General features: G+C 69.8%; 15 protein-coding genes and 2 pseudogenes. 5 read left to right on the top strand and 12 right to left on the bottom strand.

The genetic code is table 11. The features are described from left to right. Positions 1-13: 13 nt before the first annotated feature. Positions 14-1294, bottom strand: coding sequence for an amidohydrolase (locus tag AC1UKG_RS07930; protein WP_018742417.1), 1281 nt, complete (start codon positions 1292-1294; stop codon positions 14-16). 152 nt (positions 1295-1446) lie between these two features. Between AC1UKG_RS07930 and AC1UKG_RS07925 the strand changes: the two genes are divergently transcribed. Next, a complete protein-coding gene (locus AC1UKG_RS07925; RefSeq protein ID WP_018215603.1) occupies positions 1447-1623 on the top strand; it encodes a thiazolylpeptide-type bacteriocin in 177 nt (58 codons plus the stop codon). A gap of 228 nt (positions 1624-1851) precedes the next feature. Here AC1UKG_RS07925 and AC1UKG_RS07920 read toward each other — a convergent pair whose 3' ends face one another. The 4 genes from AC1UKG_RS07920 to AC1UKG_RS07905 all read right to left on the bottom strand — a co-directional run bounded on the left by AC1UKG_RS07920 (position 1852) and on the right by AC1UKG_RS07905 (position 5633). Continuing rightward, complete coding sequence (locus AC1UKG_RS07920; protein WP_482642610.1) at positions 1852-2592, bottom strand: MerR family transcriptional regulator; 741 nt, start codon at positions 2590-2592, stop codon at positions 1852-1854. A gap of 12 nt (positions 2593-2604) precedes the next feature. Continuing rightward, positions 2605-3840, bottom strand: coding sequence for an MFS transporter (locus AC1UKG_RS07915; protein ID WP_026271108.1), 1236 nt, complete (start codon positions 3838-3840; stop codon positions 2605-2607). A gap of 260 nt (positions 3841-4100) precedes the next feature. Next, the gene (locus AC1UKG_RS07910) at positions 4101-4592 is read right to left on the bottom strand and encodes an SAM-dependent methyltransferase (RefSeq protein ID WP_018813305.1); all 492 of its coding nucleotides are present in this window, start codon (positions 4590-4592) and stop codon (positions 4101-4103) included. 36 nt (positions 4593-4628) lie between these two features. Continuing rightward, the gene (locus tag AC1UKG_RS07905; RefSeq protein ID WP_482642611.1) at positions 4629-5633 is read right to left on the bottom strand and encodes an NsdA family TPR-like regulatory protein; all 1005 of its coding nucleotides are present in this window, start codon (positions 5631-5633) and stop codon (positions 4629-4631) included. A gap of 657 nt (positions 5634-6290) precedes the next feature. On the opposite strand from AC1UKG_RS07905, the gene AC1UKG_RS07900 reads away from it, so the two are divergent. The 3 genes and pseudogenes from AC1UKG_RS07900 to AC1UKG_RS07890 all read left to right on the top strand — a co-directional run. Next, a complete protein-coding gene (locus AC1UKG_RS07900) occupies positions 6291-6545 on the top strand; it encodes a hypothetical protein (protein WP_018813306.1) in 255 nt (84 codons plus the stop codon). A 121-nt stretch (positions 6546-6666) separates the two neighbouring features. After that, positions 6667-6976, top strand: a pseudogene (gene tgmA / locus AC1UKG_RS07895) (putative ATP-grasp-modified RiPP). A 4-nt stretch (positions 6977-6980) separates the two neighbouring features. Further along, positions 6981-7337 (top strand): annotated as a pseudogene (locus AC1UKG_RS07890) (MvdC/MvdD family ATP grasp protein); the annotation flags it as partial. 46 nt (positions 7338-7383) lie between these two features. Here AC1UKG_RS07890 and AC1UKG_RS07885 read toward each other — a convergent pair. After that, positions 7384-7710: a winged helix-turn-helix transcriptional regulator gene (locus tag AC1UKG_RS07885; RefSeq protein ID WP_018742409.1), complete on the bottom strand. Its 327-nt coding sequence runs from the start codon at positions 7708-7710 to the stop codon at positions 7384-7386. Between the two features lie 114 nt (positions 7711-7824). On the opposite strand from AC1UKG_RS07885, the gene AC1UKG_RS07880 reads away from it, so the two are divergent. Next, positions 7825-8250 (top strand): DUF4440 domain-containing protein, encoded by a 426-nt coding sequence (locus AC1UKG_RS07880; protein ID WP_018742408.1) that lies wholly within the window; start codon positions 7825-7827, stop codon positions 8248-8250. Between the two features lie 64 nt (positions 8251-8314). Here AC1UKG_RS07880 and AC1UKG_RS07875 read toward each other — a convergent pair whose 3' ends face one another. Genes AC1UKG_RS07875 through AC1UKG_RS07850 form a run of 6 tightly spaced genes read right to left on the bottom strand, consistent with a single transcriptional unit; the run spans position 8315 to position 16997 of the window. Next, positions 8315-10276: a TOMM precursor leader peptide-binding protein gene (locus AC1UKG_RS07875; RefSeq protein WP_018742407.1), complete on the bottom strand. Its 1962-nt coding sequence runs from the start codon at positions 10274-10276 to the stop codon at positions 8315-8317. Beyond that, the gene (locus tag AC1UKG_RS07870; protein ID WP_029122800.1) at positions 10273-11028 is read right to left on the bottom strand and encodes an ABC transporter permease; all 756 of its coding nucleotides are present in this window, start codon (positions 11026-11028) and stop codon (positions 10273-10275) included. Before AC1UKG_RS07870 ends, AC1UKG_RS07875 begins: the two co-directional genes overlap by 4 nt. Then, positions 11025-11951: an ABC transporter ATP-binding protein gene (locus AC1UKG_RS07865; RefSeq protein WP_018813310.1), complete on the bottom strand. Its 927-nt coding sequence runs from the start codon at positions 11949-11951 to the stop codon at positions 11025-11027. Before AC1UKG_RS07865 ends, AC1UKG_RS07870 begins: the two co-directional genes overlap by 4 nt. Further along, positions 11948-13144, bottom strand: a complete 1197-nt coding sequence (locus AC1UKG_RS07860; RefSeq protein ID WP_482642612.1) for a peptidase M50 — start codon at positions 13142-13144, stop codon at positions 11948-11950. The genes AC1UKG_RS07865 and AC1UKG_RS07860 overlap by 4 nt, the downstream gene beginning before the upstream one ends. Next, entirely contained in the window at positions 13141-14208 is a 1068-nt protein-coding gene (locus AC1UKG_RS07855; RefSeq protein ID WP_482642613.1) for a lantibiotic dehydratase C-terminal domain-containing protein, read from the bottom strand. The genes AC1UKG_RS07860 and AC1UKG_RS07855 overlap by 4 nt, the downstream gene beginning before the upstream one ends. After that, entirely contained in the window at positions 14205-16997 is a 2793-nt protein-coding gene (locus tag AC1UKG_RS07850) for a lantibiotic dehydratase (protein WP_482642664.1), read from the bottom strand. Before AC1UKG_RS07850 ends, AC1UKG_RS07855 begins: the two co-directional genes overlap by 4 nt. Between the last annotated feature and the right edge of the window lie 7 nt (positions 16998-17004).

Here is a 17004-nt window from a genome sequence, read left to right as displayed (position 1 = left end):
TGTGGGCTGCTGGTCAGCCGGTGGCGAGCAGCGGTCGGGCCGCAGCCACCAGGGCCGTCACCCCGGTCGGCAGCGCCAGCCCAAGGCTGGGAGCGAAGGCCGGGCTGTGATTCGTCGGCAGACTGCCCAGCTTCTCGGCCGCGGTGGCCCCGGGCGCCTTCCGCCACTGTCGTGGCCCCACCATGCCGAGCATCCAGTAACTACTCGGTATGCCTCCGGCGGCCAGCAGCGGAAAATCCTCCGCCGCCAGGGACGGTGGCCACCAGCCCACCCGCTCCGACCCGAACACGCCCGCGTGAGCGTCCCGTACCCGGGCAGTCACCGCCGGATCCCCCACATAGGCGGGGGTGCGCGAGACGACACGTATCGTCGGCTCGCGCGGAGTGCCGGCGGCCACACAGGCGGCGCGCACGATTCGGGTCACGCTGTCCAGCACCCGGTCCAGGGTCTGCTCACGCAACGCCCGAATCGTCAGCCCGAGGGCGGCCTCGTCGGCGATGACTCCCGCATGGTGCCCGGCGCGCAGCGTTCCGACGGTGAGCGCCACCTGATCAGCCGGGTTGACCTGGCGGGCCACCAGCGCCTGCAGCTGCACGACGATGTTCGCGGCGAGCACCACCGGGTCCACACAGAGATGCGGGGTGGCCGCGTGCCCGCCCCGTCCGGTTACGGTGACGTCCACAGTGACACAGCCGGCTGTCATCGCGCCGGCGCCGTGGGCGACCATTCCCGCCGGTAGCGGGGCGGCATGCTGGGCCAGGAGCAGGTCGGGCCGGCCGAACCGCTCGTAGAGGCCGTCGGCGATCAGGGCCGCCGCACCGTGCAGGGTCTCCTCGGCCGGCTGTCCCAGGATCAGCAGCGTCCCCCGCCAGCCGTCCCGGCCCTGGGCCAGGTGGGCGGCGGCGCCGGCCGCCGCGGCCAGGTGCAGGTCGTGTCCGCAGGCGTGCATAACCGGTACGGTCCGGCCGTCGGCGGCTACGCCGGTAGCGGTGCTGGCGTACGGCAGGCCGGTCTCCTCGGCCACCGGAAGCGCGTCGAGCTCTGCCCGGATCAGGACGGTCGGGCCGGCCCCGTTGCGCAGGACGCCGACCACGCCATACCCACCGACTCCGGTCGTGACCTGGTATCCCACCCCGCGTAGCGCATCCGCGAAGCGGGCCGCGGTGCGCTCCTCCGCCCCGGAGAGCTCCGGATGCGCATGCAGGTCACGGTAGAGGCGGGCCGCGGCGGCAACAATCTCCCGACCGACCGGCGGGCCGGCCAGCTCGGCGGCATCGGCTGCTACGAACGCCATGGGGTCAGCCAAGCCGACGCCGCTGTCATTCCACTGACATCGGGCGACAGTGAGGTGTGACAGCGACGCCACGCGATCGGTAAGCGCCCTGGGGTGTGCTTGCGGTGGGCCGACCGGAGAAGCCGGCCGGCCGCCGACCGGGAGGAGCCATCATGGAGCACGACACCGACCTCAACGCCCTCGCCGAGGAGATCATGGAGCTGGAGTCGGAGACCTTCGCGATCTCCGACTACGCCGACGCGTCCGAGGCGATCCTCGCCTCCTGCTCCTCGTCGGCCACCACCTCGACCTGCAGCAGCACCACCTCCACCACCAGTTGCTCGGCCTGAGCAACAGCAGTACGACGTCGGGCCGTCCGGAGAGGGCGGCCCGACGTCGCATGCTGGGCGGCCTATTCCGGAGAGAAGAGCTCCGCCCAATCGAAGACCGCCTTGAGCTCATCGTCAAGGTACGGCCCATAACCTCCACATCCCCCTACGAGAGGGTGACTCCTCGTCGTCGGGTTCGGTTGGGCTGTTTACCCTCCTGGTGTTGGGGCGGGCAGGTCGCGCAGTCGTTCACGGCTGATAGACATTGGCCAGCCGGGCGAGAAGCTCACGCTGGGTGTCGTTGAAAGCCATCTCCTGGTACGACATGAGCAGCGCACGGGTCCGCGGATCCAGATCCGTCCACCCGTCGACGCTCAGCTGGCCCAGGGCGAGATGGTAGTCGACGACCAGCCGGTCGATCTCCTCATCGCCGGTGTCCGGCCCGAGCGCGGCGAACCGGGCGGCCAGCGCGGTGGTGGCCGCCAGCACGCCCGGCTCCGTGGCCTGACGGAGCAGCCCGATCAACTCGGCCCGGCCCTTGTTGTCCAGAAGGTGGTGCAGCAACAAGATCACTTCGCGGTCGTGTTTGAGTAGCTCTGGCGGCAGGTCCGGACCGCTGCTGCTGCCGATGCTCGCAAGCAGGCCGGCCAGTTCCGACGGCGTGTCCGCGGCGGCTCCGGCGGCGCGAAGCTGGGCAATCACCTCGCGGCGGGCGGTGAGCCGATCGATCTGGTCGGCCAGTGCGCAGTCGAGCTCGTCGAGGACGGCGTGGGCCCGACCGCCGGCCTCCAGTATCGGCGGAATTTCGTCCAGGGGGATGCCGACCTCGGCCAGCCGCCGGATGCGCAGCAGCAGCACCAGGTCGCGGACCGTGTACTCGCGATAGCCGTTCGCCCGCCGCGCCGGCTCGGGAAGGACCCCAATCTGGTGATAGTGCCGCAGGGTGCGGACGCTGACTCCGGCCAGCCGGGCGATCTCACCGCTGTTCATCGTTCCTCCAGGTCAACTTACTAGTTCGGCCTCGGGTGCCGGCCTTGGTTCCAGGTCGCGCAGTGCCCGTGCGCCGATCGCGGCGACACCGGTGACAAGCCAGATGAGGGCGAGGACGATCGCGCCGGTGCGAGCGCTGAACTCCGCGACCAGCAGTGCGGCGCCGGCCATGCCGAGTGCCGGGGCGAGGGTGAGCAGCGAGTTCTGGAGGCTCATCACCCGGCCGCGCATCGCGTCTGGAATTCGCTCGACCATGAGCACGCCGATCAGGCTGCCGAACAGCCCGTTGCCGAGCCCGACCAGGGCCGCAGCGCCGAGCACGATCCACGGGCTCGCCAGCGTCGCCATAGCGCTGAAGCCGGCAATCATGATCAGCAATCCGGTCAGGAACCAGGTACGCCGCCGGCCCCGGCTGCCCGCCGCGGCGTACGTCCCGCCGCCGATCAGCAGTCCGACAGCGAGCGAGCTGAGCACCAGTCCGAGCAGCTCAGGCCGCTGCTGCAGGGTGAAGTATACCGGCAGGACCAGCGCCTGGAAGCCGGCCAGAACCACCACCACACCGGCACTGATCAGGGTGGTGGCCAGCAGGAACGGCGAACGGCGCAGGGTATGCCAGCCGTCGCGCAGCACCACCCGCTGCGGCACGGCCCCGTCTGCCGGGATCACCGCAGCCGGAACCACGCCGGCCTCGCGCGGGATGAGCATCGTGACCATCGCGGCCGAGGCCGAGGTCGCCGCGGTCACCCACAGCACGGCGACTCCGTCGAACGCCGCGATCAGCACCGCCCCGACCGCCGGCCCGATCAGCATGACCATTGCGCCGAGCGCCTCGCGTAGTCCCAGCAACCGCTCGGCGCTCGTCCGCCCGGTCCGGATGATGCCCGGGATCATCGCTTCCCGGGCGGTCAGTCCCGGCACGTCGCCGAACGAGCCAATCACCGCGAACAGCACGAACCAGCCGAGCGCGAGCCCGACGGTGGCATCGACCAAGGGCAGTGCGGCAATCGAGAGCGCGGAGATCACATCGGTGAGCACGGCCGCTGTACGCCGGTTGATCCGGTCGATCACCACGCCCATGACCAGTCCCGCGACGGCCGCGGGCAGCGCCGAGGCAACGGCGACCGCACCGGTGGCGAGCACGCTGCCGGTGGTCTGCAGGACCAGCAACGGCAGGACCACCCCAGCAATGGAGTTACCCAGCATAGATAGGACGTAGGAAGCCAAATAGGCCCACGACACCTTGCTCATACGATCATCGCAAACCATGACGCTGCGTCGGGGTCAACTCCACGGCGTCCACCGGGGAAGTGTGGCGCTGCCCCGATCAACCAATTCCCCTCCGAACGGGGGAGACGAGCGCTCGTCCAGCTCATCGACGGCCACGGGTCGACTGCGCGCGAAGCAGGTAACGGAACGTCATGACAGCACGCGTGACTCGCTCTAGCGGCGAGAACGCTCTCCGATCCCCGCCGTCCTCAGCACACCGAAGGGTCAATGCGACCGATTCCCTATTCCTTGCGGGGTGACTGCGTGGCGAAGTAGTGACCGAGCATGTCGGTCGTCCAGTGCGCTTGACACACCTCGCCACGGGGACCGAACTCAACAAACCATGGCTTGATATCAAGCACCGGGGTGCTGTCAACCGCATCAAGCCCCTCAACGTGTAGGTCTAGCCCGTCCACTTTGAGTAGACGGCAGCGCGACACACCAAGCCAGTTGATCCGTCTCATGTTTCGGTGACCAAAGATACCCACTTCCGGCCAGTCTGGGTTGTCTCGTGGCCGGCGGGCGCCGAGGTTAAGGTCCGTCGGGTCGGTAAGGTGAAAGCGAAAGACGACTTCGAGGTGAGAGAACGCGTCAAGCCCTTTGGTAGACTCAGGGGTGAAGCGCTTCTCGTCGATTCGAACGATCGCCCGCACCCCTCCCCAGTAGTCGTCAGTCGGTTCGGTCCTTCCTCCCACGACGTGTGCGATTGGTTCCACGGTGAAAGCCTCGCCCATTCGAACCTCCCTGCCCCGATCTGCAGATGCTGCACCTTACGAGAAGATGGCTAGATAGCGTTCCGCGCGCGCATCGACCTCAGCAACAGCGCCGCTCCTCGTCTGCCGAAATGGCGAGAGTGCGGCCCTCATCTCGGCTGCGACTTGTCGAGCCCTACCAGAACGAACGCCCTCCATAGCCTCAAGCGATCTTGACCAGGTAGCACACGCTTCCTCTAGGTCCCCCTGCCGAGCCTGCACCATTCCGAGATAGCCGAGCGTAACCGCGTGCGTGCGGGTGAAGGATGACGCCTGGCGGGTACGTACGCTCAGGCGAAATTGGCTGATCGCAGCTCTGAGATCTCCGGTGTCACGCAGCGCGCAAGCCGTCTCGTGACCGAGGCTTGCCTGACCGAAAAAGAAGACCCGCCCCGGCGCCTCTCTGCGATGCTCCAGGTCTACCGCCTGATGGGCCATTGCGCGGAGGACATGCGCCGCCATTGCTGGATCACCGGCCTCGGCCGCAAGCTTGACAGCGGAACTGAAATAGCGTTGGGCTAACGCGCGCTCCCCGTTGTCGAACCCCATCCATCCTGAAAGATAGGCTAGTTCGCTTGCCCCCGTAAACATGTCTCGGCGTACCTGCTCGTCCGCATACTGGCCCCGGAGAAACACGGACACGTCCGCCGTGAGGTACTGAACAACAGCGGTACGTGCATGACCCCCACCAGGGCGTTGATCCACATGGGAGAACAACGTATCGACGTGCCAGTCAAGCCCGTCCTGGGAGAGCGACGGTTGAGGTGGTAGCCCGATCTCTTCGAGAGTTACGACGCGTTGGAGCTTCCTGGACAGAGCTCCGACCAAGATCAGCGACGCCGGTCCCGATGGCATCGTGCCTCGGACCCAGTGCGAGACATGGGAACGGCCAATACCAGCGTACTCCGTGACTCCACTCTCGATCGCGACCTGTGCGACGACCCTTGCAATGTGGGCATGGGACAGGCCTGCTTCGGCAATCGCCGCCACGAGCTTGGCGTTGCCAACGCTGTTGCGCGCCACAGGTCGCCTCCCGCACCACTGGTGATCTTTCACCACGTTTACCGGTTCTTGATGCTCGAGAGCATACCCACAGAGCATGATTCGCGGTTCGCTACAGGTACCGCCGATCACTCCGGAAGGATCGTCAAGCGCCGGCAGACGTGAGTCGTCCTATCAGGAGTGCTCAACGGAACATTTAATGGCCCCCCGCTGCTTCGTGTCGTATTGATCGCCGTGGTGGTGGGTGAGAGTGAGGCGCGCGTCGTCGGACGCGGGCTGCCGTGCTGCGGCAACGGCGCGCGCCCGCCACCTGGGAGGTGTACAGATGGCAACGTACTTCCGCAATGATCAGATCGAACGCGCACAGACAGTGCTGGAGCGGCATAGCATGTCGAGCGCCCACGGCCGGTGCCGGGCATGCGACGTTCCCGGCCCCTGTGCCGATCAGGAACACGCATCACCGATGGTCGTAAAGGCGCTGCGGCTGCCCCGCCGGGTGCCAGGGCTGACCGAGCCGCACCTGATCGGCGTCCGGCACCTGGACAGACCGGGTTGGTTCGAGGCGGTGCGTCGAGTGCCGCCGGTATCAATGTCGCGCTCCGGCGAGGTGGTGCCGCACACCGTTGAAGTGTCTCCCCGCTCCGGGGCCTGGCCGCGCCAATCGAGAGGGAGGCTCTGATGCGGCGAGGCGCGCCGAACCCTTCGGTCACAGTGGGATCCCAGACCACAATCCCTGACGTACGGGAACTGCTGGCCTGCGCCGAGGCGGTTATCGCTTCCCACACCAGCCGCGATGGAATCTGCGCGGGGTGCCTCGACTGGTGGGCGCGGCTGGCACCGGTCCCGTGTGAACAGGCCCGATGGGCGCAGGCCGTCCGAAAGCGATTCGGCAGCACCGACGCGACCGAACTCTCCGCCGAGAGTGCCGCATGAGCCAGGCCAACGTAGACCATGCGCGGGCGCCCCCGCACCGCGGAGGCCACTTCGTCGATCTGTCCTCATCGACCTGCCAGGAGGTTTCATGTCCCCGACGAGCCCAGTTCTGTCACGTCCGGTGACCGACGACCCGCTGTACCCGGCCCCCGGGTACCTACCTCTGGGTCGCCCGCTGGATGCTGTTGGCGGCGACGACGACGTGCAGTCTAGCCCCACCGACCGGCGTCCGTTCGCTCCGCTTCGCCACCGTGCCAGCACGGCCGATCCCGGTGAACCTGACCACGGTTCGCTACGACCCGGACCGACAGCTGTCGGTCGACCCCACGGGAACCCCGGTCCTGGGCAAGCACTCGACCGGGGCAACCAGCACCCGGACCTCGGACGGGCACAAGAGCATGGATTCCGACACCGATCACACCGAGGACTGAACCGGTGGGCGACGAGCGTACGGTGTTGGTGCCGACCCAGCCGTACGACGTAACCGCCGACTATGTGGTGGCGGAGCTGGCAGCACGGGACGTGCCGGTGTTCCGGTGCGACCCCGGCGACTTCCCGCAGCGGTTGACGCTCGTCGCGCGGTGGGGCGAAGGCTGGCACAGCAGCCTTCGCCCCACCGGCCACCGCACCCCGCTGCACAACCTCGGGTGCGCCTACTACCGGCGCCCGACGGCGTTCGAGCTTCCGGCGCACCTGACCGACGAAGAACGCCGCTGGGCTGCCCGCGAGGCACGCATGAACCTGGGCGGGGTGCTCGCCGCGCACCCAAGGTGGCTCAACCACCCACATGACAGCATGGTTACCGCCACGCCCTGGCCGAGGACGGACCCCGGAGTGTTCACCCTCGCCCTGAAACGGACCTAATCCCCCAGGCCGCCCTCTCCCGGAGGAGCGCGTCGCCAGTCCGGTACAGCTCGATCAGGAGTGGCTTGAGGGTCCGGCCGACTGGGGTGAGTTGGTAGATGACATGAGAGGGGAAGCCCTTTTGGCGCTCGTGCTCGACCAGGTCGGCCCGCGCCAGCGTGGCGAGCCGCTCGCTCAAGACCTTTGCGCTCAGCCTGGGCAGTGCGACCCGAAGCTGACTGAAGGAACGGGGCCCGTGCATCAGTTCCCGTAGGAGCAGCGTCGTCCATCGGCCGGCGACGGCAGCGAGTGCCACCTCCACCGGGCAGGTCGGCTCCGGATGTCTCGTTTCACCTCGGGTGTCTAGAACGAGGTCACGATCCCAGCCGTCGCTCACCGTTTGGTTACCTGCGACGGGCTCGGTTTGACTGACCGTATGCCAACTGACTCCACCAACCATCCTGTCATTGTCGCTCTCACCGACGACGCCAGCCAGCACCCGCTGGTCTTCGCTCGAGCCTTCAACTCCGGGGACGTCGGTGCTGTTGAGCAGGTTTACGAACCGGACGGCGTCTTTGTCGCCACGCCGGGCCAACCTGTCACCGGCGCCGCCCGGGCCGCGGCCAATCAACGATTCCTCGGCCTGGGGCTACCCATCGACGTTCGCCCACGGCATGTGTACGTAGCCGACGACATCGCCCTGTTGATCGTCGACTGGACGATAGACGGCCAGGGTCCCGACGGGAAGCATGTGCACCTGGAGGGCACGGCTACCGACGTGGCACGGCGAGGGCCGGACGGCCGCTGGCGGTACGTCATCGACAACCCGTTCGGCACAGATAGGCCGAATGACCCACAATAGTTGTGGCAGTGAAACGTCGAAAGGCCGGCACGAGCGGTCGCTTCTGACGGGTGCGTCGTGGCCGCTACGGGAAGGGGTGCGGCACGAGGCGGAGGTCGGCGTCGGTCAGTTCGGCGTCGGTGAGGCCCGCCACCGCGGGCGCGGTCCGCAGCCGCGCCAGGTGCGGAGCCCGCTGCCGAAGCCAGCCGAAGTCGATCGGAAGCAGGCCGGGCACGATCGTGCAGACTGACCGGAGTCCGACCGCCTCCTGTTCTGGTGTGGTCTGGTCCACCGTGATCGCCTCAAGCCCACGCGCCGCCAGCAGGTCGAGCACCCGGCGCAGGTCGTCGCGGAGGTCCGGCGTGCCGGGGGGCCGGTAGCCGGCGAAGAGGTGCTCGATGGGGAGCGCGCCACGGTCGTCGAGGTAGCTCGCGGCGTGCCCCGCCATCCGGGGTAGGCCGAAGAGTGCCGCGTGGTCCGGCAGCCGGCGGACGAGGGTGTAGTCGTCGGCCATCCGTTCCAGCTCGGCCCGGCGCCGACGCACCGTGGTGGGCTGGTGCGGGATGTAGGTGAGCGCCTCGGCCAGCGCGCCGGTGACCGCCTGCCGCGGGTCGAGGTGGGCGGCGGCGGCGAAGGAGAGCAGCCCGGGACCGCCGTCGTGGCGGACGGCGAGACTGGTGACCACGGGTACGTCGAGGTCGATCCGGTTGTCGAAGGCGTAGAGCCGGTAGCCCTGCAGCTCGGCGCGGTCGACCAACGCGCGCACGACCGGCGGGCAGGTGTCGAGGTCGATTCGGGGCAGGGCCAGGTTGCCGTACCAGGCGAGCAGGAACGCGTCCCGCTCGATCAGCTCCAGTAGTCCGAACAGGACGGCCTCCGCCAGGCAGCTGCCGGTGGCGCAGCCGCTGGAGGAGGAGAGGACGAAGGTGTCGCCGGCGGCGGGCGAGCTGTAGAAGCACAGCCGGCGCGGCACCAGTACGGGCCTGCCAGTGTGCAGGTTCTGGCCCCACACCCAGGGGATCGGTTGTTCTGGGTCGAACCGGCGCAGGATCGGGTCGGTGTCGTACACCTCGTCGGGGTGCCGGCCGCAGCGGTCCGGGTGTAGCGCCTCCGGGCCGAGGTCGGCGTAGGCGGCGAGGACCGGGGTGACGTTGCGCCGTCGGTGGGTCCCGGCGTAGCGCTCCAGCCCTTCGAGGTGGGCGAGTGCGCGGCTCGCGTCGTAGCCGCTGGACTGGCCGCTCCAGGAGACGTCGAGCAGCCCCCCGTAGCCGCGGATGAAGACGCTGCCGGTCACCGGTGCGGTGGTCGGTGACGTGATGGTGAGCGCGGTACCCGCACCGAGTACGCCGCAGACCGGGTTGACCAGCGCAGCCGCTGGCAACGGATAGTCGTCGGGGGTACGCAGCCGGTACGTGTCGGGGCACGGCTTGGGTCGGGGTTGGTGCGCGAGCACCAGCGGGTCAGGCGTGTCGGGTCGTTGCGGGGCGCAGCTGGGGCAGCACGGCTCGGCCAGCAGCGGGTAGGTGCGAACCCTCAGGCTGGCCAGGTCGAGCTGGCTGACCCGGGGCAGCGGGGTGCTGTGCCGGTCCCAGCTTGGCGGCGGCGGCAGTGGTGGGCCGGTGTGGCTGGCGCGGTAGAGCTCCCAGACGGCATCGAGCTGGTAGGCGGTCAGCTGCGGCCACGGGCCGACCGCGGTCGTCTCGTCACCGACCTCCAGGGCGTCCCGTTGGCTGCGGCTACGCAGCCGCTGCCACCGGATGGCCAGGCAGTGCCCGCAGGCCCGGTCCGCCGGGCCGCCGAGCGGTCCGATCAGCACGGCGGCGGCGGTGAGGTGCACGGTGGCGGCGCACCGGTCCGGGTCGGCCACGGCGGGCGCGGCGACGTCGCCCAGCGTCACCACCCGCGGCGCCCCTGCGGGTCGCCGGGCCCGCCGGCCTTCGGCGGCACCGGTCGGCTGGGCCAGCCAACGGCGGCACAGGTGCTGTCGGAGTTGGGCCGCGGCGGCGGCGAGAGGGGTGGGGTGCGCTGCCGCCGCGGTGCCGGTCATGAGTCGTTGCTCCAGCGGAAGGTCCGGACTCCGACGACCGCGAACACGGCGGTGAAGACGACCAGTGCGGCGCACGAGATCAGGTAATCGGTCATGGTGCCGAAGCCGGTGAAGGCGTACGTGATGCCGTCGTTGACGTAGCGCATCGGCAGCACCCGGGAGACCTCCTGTAGCCAGGTCGGCATCAGCTCGAGGGGGTAGAACGAGCCGGAGAGGAAGGCCATCGGCACCACGACGCAGTTGGCGATCGCGGCGACGGCCTCCGGGGTGTTGGCCGCGGATCCGACGATCAGGCCGAGGGCGAGGAAGGCGGTCACCGCGAGCAGCATGATCGGGATGGCGAGCGGCCAGGTCGCGTCCGGGCGCATGCCGAAGACCGGCAGCATGGCGACGCCGACGAAGAGCACGCACTGCGCCGCCCCGATGCCCAGTGCGACCACGTAGCGGGAACCGATCACCGACCAGATGCTGGTCGGGGAGAGCCGGATGATCCGCAGCAGGTCGTCGTTGCGCCACTGCATCAGGGTGAAGGCCACGCCGAAGAGGGCGGCGTTGGCCAGGCCCCAGGAGAGCACGCCCGGGGCGATGTAGTCGACGTATCCGCGGCCGGTGTCGGCGACCTCCTGGTTGCGGAAGATCAGCGCGAAGATGACCAGGAAGATCAGGGGAAAGGCGAAGGTGAAGAAGACCGTCGTGGCGTCGCGGACGGCCGCCTTGTAGACGGCTCGGGAGAGTGCGGCGTATGCGCTCATGCCTGCGGCGCTCCGATCAGCTCGAGGTAGACGTCTTCCAGGGTGGCCGGCCGGGTCTCCACGTCGTCCAGGTCAGCTTCACCGTCGAGGGCGGCGAGCACCCGGGCCGTGTGCGCGGTCTGCAGCACGAGCATGCCGTCCTCGACGGCGACCCCGTTGACGCCGTCGAGGGTGCCGGCCTGTTCCGGGCTGAGCCGGCCGGCGGGGATGACCAGTCGGGTACCGATGCCGGAGCGGGCGATCAGCTCGCGGGGGCTGTCGAGCGCGAGGACGCGCCCGGCGGAGAGGATCGCGACCCGGTCGCAGAGGGTCTGCGCCTCGTCCAGGTGGTGGGTGGTGTAGACGATGGTCTTGCCGATCGCCTTCAGGTTGCGCAGCATCTGGCCGAGGTCGCGGCGGGCCTCCGGGTCCAGCGCGGCGGTGGGTTCGTCCAGGAAGACCACCTCCGGGTCGTGGACGAGGGTGGAGGCGATGGCGAGGCGCTGGCGCTGACCGCCGGAGATCTTGGTGACCCGGATGTCCCCGGAATCGGTCAGCCCGACCAGGTCCAGCGCCTTCTCGGCGGTGGCTGGGGGGAGGCCGTAGAGGGCGGCGACGGTCACCAGGTGCTCGCGGGCGGTCAGCCGGGTGAAGAAGGCCGAGCGCTGGGTCTGCACGCCGATCCGGGGCAGCAGGTCGAGGTTGCGTGGCGCTGGTGCCATGCCCAGCACGGTGATGGTGCCGGTGTCGGGGAGGCGCAGTCCCTCGATCATCTCGATGAGGGTGGTCTTGCCGGCACCGTTGGGGCCGAGCAGCCCGAAGAACTCGCCGCGGCCGATCGAGATGGAGACCTCGTCGGCCGCCCGCACCTCGCCATACGATTTGCTCACGGCGTCCAGCACGATCGCCGGACTGTCGATGGATGACATCGGCTCGCCTTTCACTGGTTGTTCTCACTGGTTGGTGGTGCGGGAATCCGGTCCGCCGGCCGGGGCCGACCGGGTCGGGCCAGCCAGCCGGCGACGGTCAGACCGACGATGGCGGCCGGCAGGACGTAGGCGAGCGCGCCGAGGGCGGGCCGAAGCAGGGCGCCCAGGTAGACGATCACGAAACTGGCGGCGGCAACGCTCGCCAGCAGCCAGCCGGCGGCGAAGAGCCCGAGGCAGACCGCGGCCCGTCGCGGGTAACGGCGGCTGGGGCGGCGCAGCAGGCGCCGGGGAAGGGTCGCCAGGTAACGGCGGCTCTCCGGGGCCAGGTCCAGCTGGTCCAGCAGGTGACTGAGGACCTTGTAGCCGTCCAGTGGCGGCAGGGCGATGACGTTGACCAGCGTCTGGGCCGCCCCGACCAGCATGAACGCGCTGAGTATCCGGTCGGCGAAGGCGCTGGTCAGCACGATGAGGGCGGCGCCGGCGAGCAGCAGGACCAGCCCGTTGGCCACCGCGCCGGCCGACGCGATCAGCACCTGCTGGGACCGATGCGGTAGGTAGAGGTAGTCCTCGACCTTGCAGGTGAGGGTGACCAGGTTGATCCGGTTGACGGTGGCACCGAAGTGGACGGCCACCACCCCGTGCGCGAACTCGTGCAGGGCCGCGCTCGACCAGGCGAGCAACGCCAGCGCCACCAGGCTGACCGGGTCGGTGAAGGCCGGGCGGGCGGTCTGCCAGAGCGGGCCGAGCCGCAGCCCGACCAGCACGAGCAGCGCGACGACGAGGATGGCGACCAGCGCGAAGACCGCCGGGCGCAGCAGGAACCGCAGCCGGTGCGCCCACCATCCCAGCGCGCCGGAGCGTTTCGGGTCGGCCGTCGTCCGCTCGCCGTCGCCCGACGCGGTGGCGGGCTCGGCGGGGTGAACGGCCAGCAGGTCCCGCTCGTGGAGGAGCCACAGCAGCCGGGTCCAGTGCGCGGCACCGAGACGGCGACCGTACTCGTCGGCGTACTCGGTGCCGACCTCCCCGAGGGATCGGACGCCGTCGAGGCGACGGAGCAGGAACTGCTCCTTCGGCGGGATCTCGAACGCCCGGCCGGTGCGCCGGTCCTTGAGCAGATAGACCGTGTCGGGGCCACGCCGCAACGGCCGCGAGAAGATCAGGTCTTCGCGCAGCCGGGGGCGTTTGGCCAGCAGGCCCGGAGGCGTCACGACGACACCGCCGACTCCCGCAGTACCCGGGCGAGCAGATAGGAGAGGTACGCCTCGTCGCGGATGGTGGCGTGCAGCCGGTTGTTGGTCATGTGGAGGTACGGCGAGAGCAGGAACGGGAGGGCCTCCCCCGGGTCGGTGATGACCCGGTCGTCGCCGCTCCACGCGCTGACCGTCAGCTCGCCGGAGGCGGCCAGGGCGAGCACCTTCTCGCGGAGTTGGGCCGTGTGCTCGGCCCACCCGCGTAGGAAGCCGGGGAGTCGCTGTGTCTCGCCCTGCCCGACGAGGGCGAGAATCTGTCGTACACGACGGCCGAGCTCACCGGCGACGCTGTCATACATTCGCGTGTACTCGTCGATGCCGATGAGGTTGGTGCCGGCGAAGGCCTGGTGCCAGTAGTGGTGGTACCGGTCGAGGAAGTCCACCAGCTGTTCCCGGTCGGGCAGGAAGGTGCCGGCGTGTACCGTCATCAGCTGCGCGGCGGTGCCCAGCAGCACCGGGCGCAGGTGCAGGTTCATCGACGAGATGGCGTGCAGCACCGTGTCGCTGGAGTGCTGGAAGTGCCACTCGGCGACCTCAATACCCGCCGGCCCGCCGTACTTGCCGTACTCCGGTGCGTAGGGCCGGTAGCTGTATGAGTTGTTGGGGCTGAGCAGCATCTGTCCGGCGGCGTCGACCAGCTCCGCCGGCCGCCCGTCGGGGAACTCCAGCGCGAAGAGGATGTCGTAGAGCTCCCGCAGGTAGCCGGTGCCCATCGCGTACAGCGCGGGGCGGGTGGTGAGGAAGCGGCTCACCGCCGCCTCGGCGCGTGCCCGCACCGCCGGTTCGTCGGCCGGGGTACGCGGCCGCAGCCGCAGCCGCACGTGTGGCCCCTCCAGCCAGTAGTTGATGAAGAAGTGGCCGGCGAGCAGCTCCGCTTCGATGAGCTCCCGGATGAGCGGCGCCACGCAGTCCACCAGCAACGGTTGTGGGTTGGCCGCGTAGAAGATGTGCAGCGAGACCCACTCTCCCCGCCGGTCGGCGGTCTCCTCGGCGTTGGTGGGCGCGGCGGCGGACGCGGTCATCGGCTGCTACCTCCGGATCGTGGTGCGGCGACGGTTCGCCGCGCGGGAACGCGGAGGGTCTCCGCGTTGACACGAGAGGTCTCCGCGTTGACCCGGAAGGTCTCCACGGCCAGCTCGCTGACGTGTCCACCGCGCGCGCTGTGGGCAGCCAGTTCACTCGCGGCGGGCAGCAACTCGCGCAGGACGACCTGGTCGTCCGGATCAGTCAGCGCGGCACGCAGGGCCTGCAGCGACAGCGCGCTTGCGAAGTCGACGTACTGCGGCTTCGGGTTGGCCGTGCGCGGACCGGAACGGGCCGGGTAGATGGTGGCGAACGCCTGCTCGGGCAGGCCGTGCCGGGCCTGCCACCGACGCCAGGCCAGGAACGCCGCCGGGTCGGTGCCGGGGTCACCCGAGTCGGGAAGCCCGCGGACCGGCGCCGACCAGCTTCGGCGGCTGAGCACAATGTTGCCGAGGCGCAGCCGGGGTCGGACGGTAACACCGTCGCTGGTGGCCGCCGGCACCCCACGCCACACGTCGAGCCGCACCAGCGACGCCGGCGAGAGCAGCAGCAGGGTCCGCGGGATCTGCGGCAGCGCCATCGGCACCAGGTAGCCCAGGTACACGGCGACGACCTCCTTGTCGAGGCGGGTCGAGCGCAGGACCACCCGGTCGGTCTCCGGATCGTGGGCCAGGTAGAGGTCGTCGAGGGTGAGCTGCCGGTCGGCCGGGACGCTGCTGGTGTCGCCGGGACACACGATCACGTGGTCGGTGAGCCGGGCGTGCAGGTTCAGGTTGGTGGTGGCCGCTCCCCCGGTCAGCTCGGCGAAGACCACGCCCGGCGGGGTGAGCTCCGCCGTCTGGGCACGTAACCGCTCGGCGAGGGTCGGGGTGTCGGCGTCGAAGCAGTGGGTGAACCGACTGAACGGGAAGGAGAGTCCACCGAAGGACTGGTTGAGCACCAGCAGCGGGTCGGGCTCGCGGAGGGCCAGTTGAACGAAGTGCCCCATCGGGTGGACCTGGTGGGCGGTGGCGCCGAGCAGCGCGCCCACCTCGTCGAACAGCTCGACGGGCAGGGACAGCTCGGGGCACCGGGGGTCGGCGTCGGCGAGCGCCGCCACCCGCTTGGCGAAGAGCTGTCGGGCCTGGTCGAGCGCGGTCATCTCGGGCCGGCCCAGCCAGTTCTCCTCCGGCGTGTAGCTACCGTCCGCGGCGAACGGGCGGCGCCCCGCCGTGTACGAGGAGTACTGGTCGTAGAGGTCGTCGTGGAAGTCCTCGACCAGCCGCAGCAGGTCGTCGCAGCGGCCGCCGACGCCGAACCGGGCCAGGAAGAAGCCGTGGAACATGATCCGGTGCGACAGGTTCTGGTCGAAGGCGGGCAGGATCCGTTCCACGGCGGCGAGGTTCGCGCCGACCAACCGCTGCCAGGGTGGGGCCGCGATGGCGACCGGTGCACCGGCCACCCGGCTGTCCTCGTACAGGAGCGTCTGCGGCAGGGTCGGGTTCTCCTCGCCGAGGGAGCGCATCACCGCGCGTACCCCGTCCCGCAGTCGGTGCCGCAGGTCGCGACGCCGGCCGAGGTCTCCCTGCCGGTAGGCGTCCACCAGCCGCATGATCTCGTGGAGTTGGTGGACGAGTTGTCCGGCCCACGGCCGGTCCAGGCGCCCCAGGGTGTCGGCGAGGGCGCGGATCGGGTCGGTGGCGTGCACGTCGGTGTCGAGGCCGACCAGCCGCAGCATTCCCAGCTCCAGCAGCGTCGACAGATAGGTCTCGCCATCGGGCCGGTCGGCCCCGGTGTCCCGGCAGAGCCGGTCCACCAGCTCAGCACAGCGCATCGTGCGGCGCTGCTGCAACAGGGCGGTGAGCCCGTCCAGGACGCCGCTGCGGCGAAGGAAGAAGAGACCGTCGCGGACCGAGTCGAAGCTGACCGTGGCGCTGTCGTCGCCGGCGGTGACCCAGTGCCGCACGTAGCGGATCCGGTCCGCGTCGCGGCGCCACCCTGGGCTCAGCTCCACCATCAGGTCGCCGCGCCGCCGCGGGTCGGCGGTGACCAGCTCGGCGAGCCGGGCGACCAGCACGACGTTGAGGCGTACGTGCTGATGCCACTGCGCGTTGACGGGGAAGTCGAGCTGGGATCCGGTGTCGGTGAAGTGGCCGAGGGCAACGGCGGTGAAGGTGCTGAACGGGCTGGTCTTACCGGCGGTGCGGTACAGGTAGGACAGCAGCGAGCGCTCGACGCGGCGGGTCCGTTTGTTCGCCGGCCGGGTCAGCTCCGGTGCGCTCCCGGCGGCCAGCTGTTCGTCGAGGGTCGGTGAGGCGAGTTGGAGCCCACCGCGCAGGCGTGGCTCGTCGGCCAGCCGCCACAGCTCGGCACGGGCCTGGGCGAGGTCGGCGGCGAGGATCGCGCTGCCCTCGTCCTGGTGCCGGGCGAGCTGCGTGCGTCGCCGGAGCCAGCGCTGAACGACCGGCAGGGCCGCCGGTCGGGTCTGCTCGACCGCGGCGAGGGCCGGCCCGGGCGCGGCCGGCAGGGCGTTGTTGAAGACCTGTCGGCGCAGCGTCAGCAGCCGCCGGCGGACCGACTCGTCCTCATTGTCGTTGACCAGCTCGTACAGGAGTTGGCTGAGCTGCGCCCCGTCGGTGCGGAGCTGACGCTCCAGGGCTAGTGCCTCGTCGGCCCAGGTGCGGGCTGCCGGGCAGCGGAGCAGGTCGACCGTCGAGAGGGGAAGACCGGCGATCCGGGCGGTGAAGTACGCACCGGTACGCCAGCCGGCGGGGGCGGCCACGTCCGGTAGCGGGCCCGGCGCTGGCACGGCCTGC

The sequence above is a fragment of the Salinispora sp. CH2A1_6 genome (assembly GCF_056820975.1).
This window is presented reverse-complemented; position numbering and strand designations above follow the sequence as displayed.

Excerpts from the sequence above, each read along its gene's own strand:
- AC1UKG_RS07855 (WP_482642613.1), bottom strand. The coding sequence starts at position 14,208 with ATGACCGCGTCCGCCGCCGCGCCCACCAACGCCGAGGAGACCGCCGAC.
- AC1UKG_RS07880 (WP_018742408.1), top strand. The coding sequence starts at position 7,825 with ATGCCAACTGACTCCACCAACCATCCTGTCATTGTCGCTCTCACCGAC.
- AC1UKG_RS07915 (WP_026271108.1), bottom strand. The coding sequence starts at position 3,840 with ATGAGCAAGGTGTCGTGGGCCTATTTGGCTTCCTACGTCCTATCTATG.
- AC1UKG_RS07920 (WP_482642610.1), bottom strand. The coding sequence starts at position 2,592 with ATGAACAGCGGTGAGATCGCCCGGCTGGCCGGAGTCAGCGTCCGCACC.
- AC1UKG_RS07875 (WP_018742407.1), bottom strand. The coding sequence starts at position 10,276 with ATGACCGGCACCGCGGCGGCAGCGCACCCCACCCCTCTCGCCGCCGCC.
- AC1UKG_RS07870 (WP_029122800.1), bottom strand. The coding sequence starts at position 11,028 with ATGAGCGCATACGCCGCACTCTCCCGAGCCGTCTACAAGGCGGCCGTC.
- AC1UKG_RS07925 (WP_018215603.1), top strand. The coding sequence starts at position 1,447 with ATGGAGCACGACACCGACCTCAACGCCCTCGCCGAGGAGATCATGGAG.
- AC1UKG_RS07930 (WP_018742417.1), bottom strand. The coding sequence starts at position 1,294 with ATGGCGTTCGTAGCAGCCGATGCCGCCGAGCTGGCCGGCCCGCCGGTC.
- AC1UKG_RS07910 (WP_018813305.1), bottom strand. The coding sequence starts at position 4,592 with ATGGGCGAGGCTTTCACCGTGGAACCAATCGCACACGTCGTGGGAGGA.
- AC1UKG_RS07900 (WP_018813306.1), top strand. The coding sequence starts at position 6,291 with ATGCGGCGAGGCGCGCCGAACCCTTCGGTCACAGTGGGATCCCAGACC.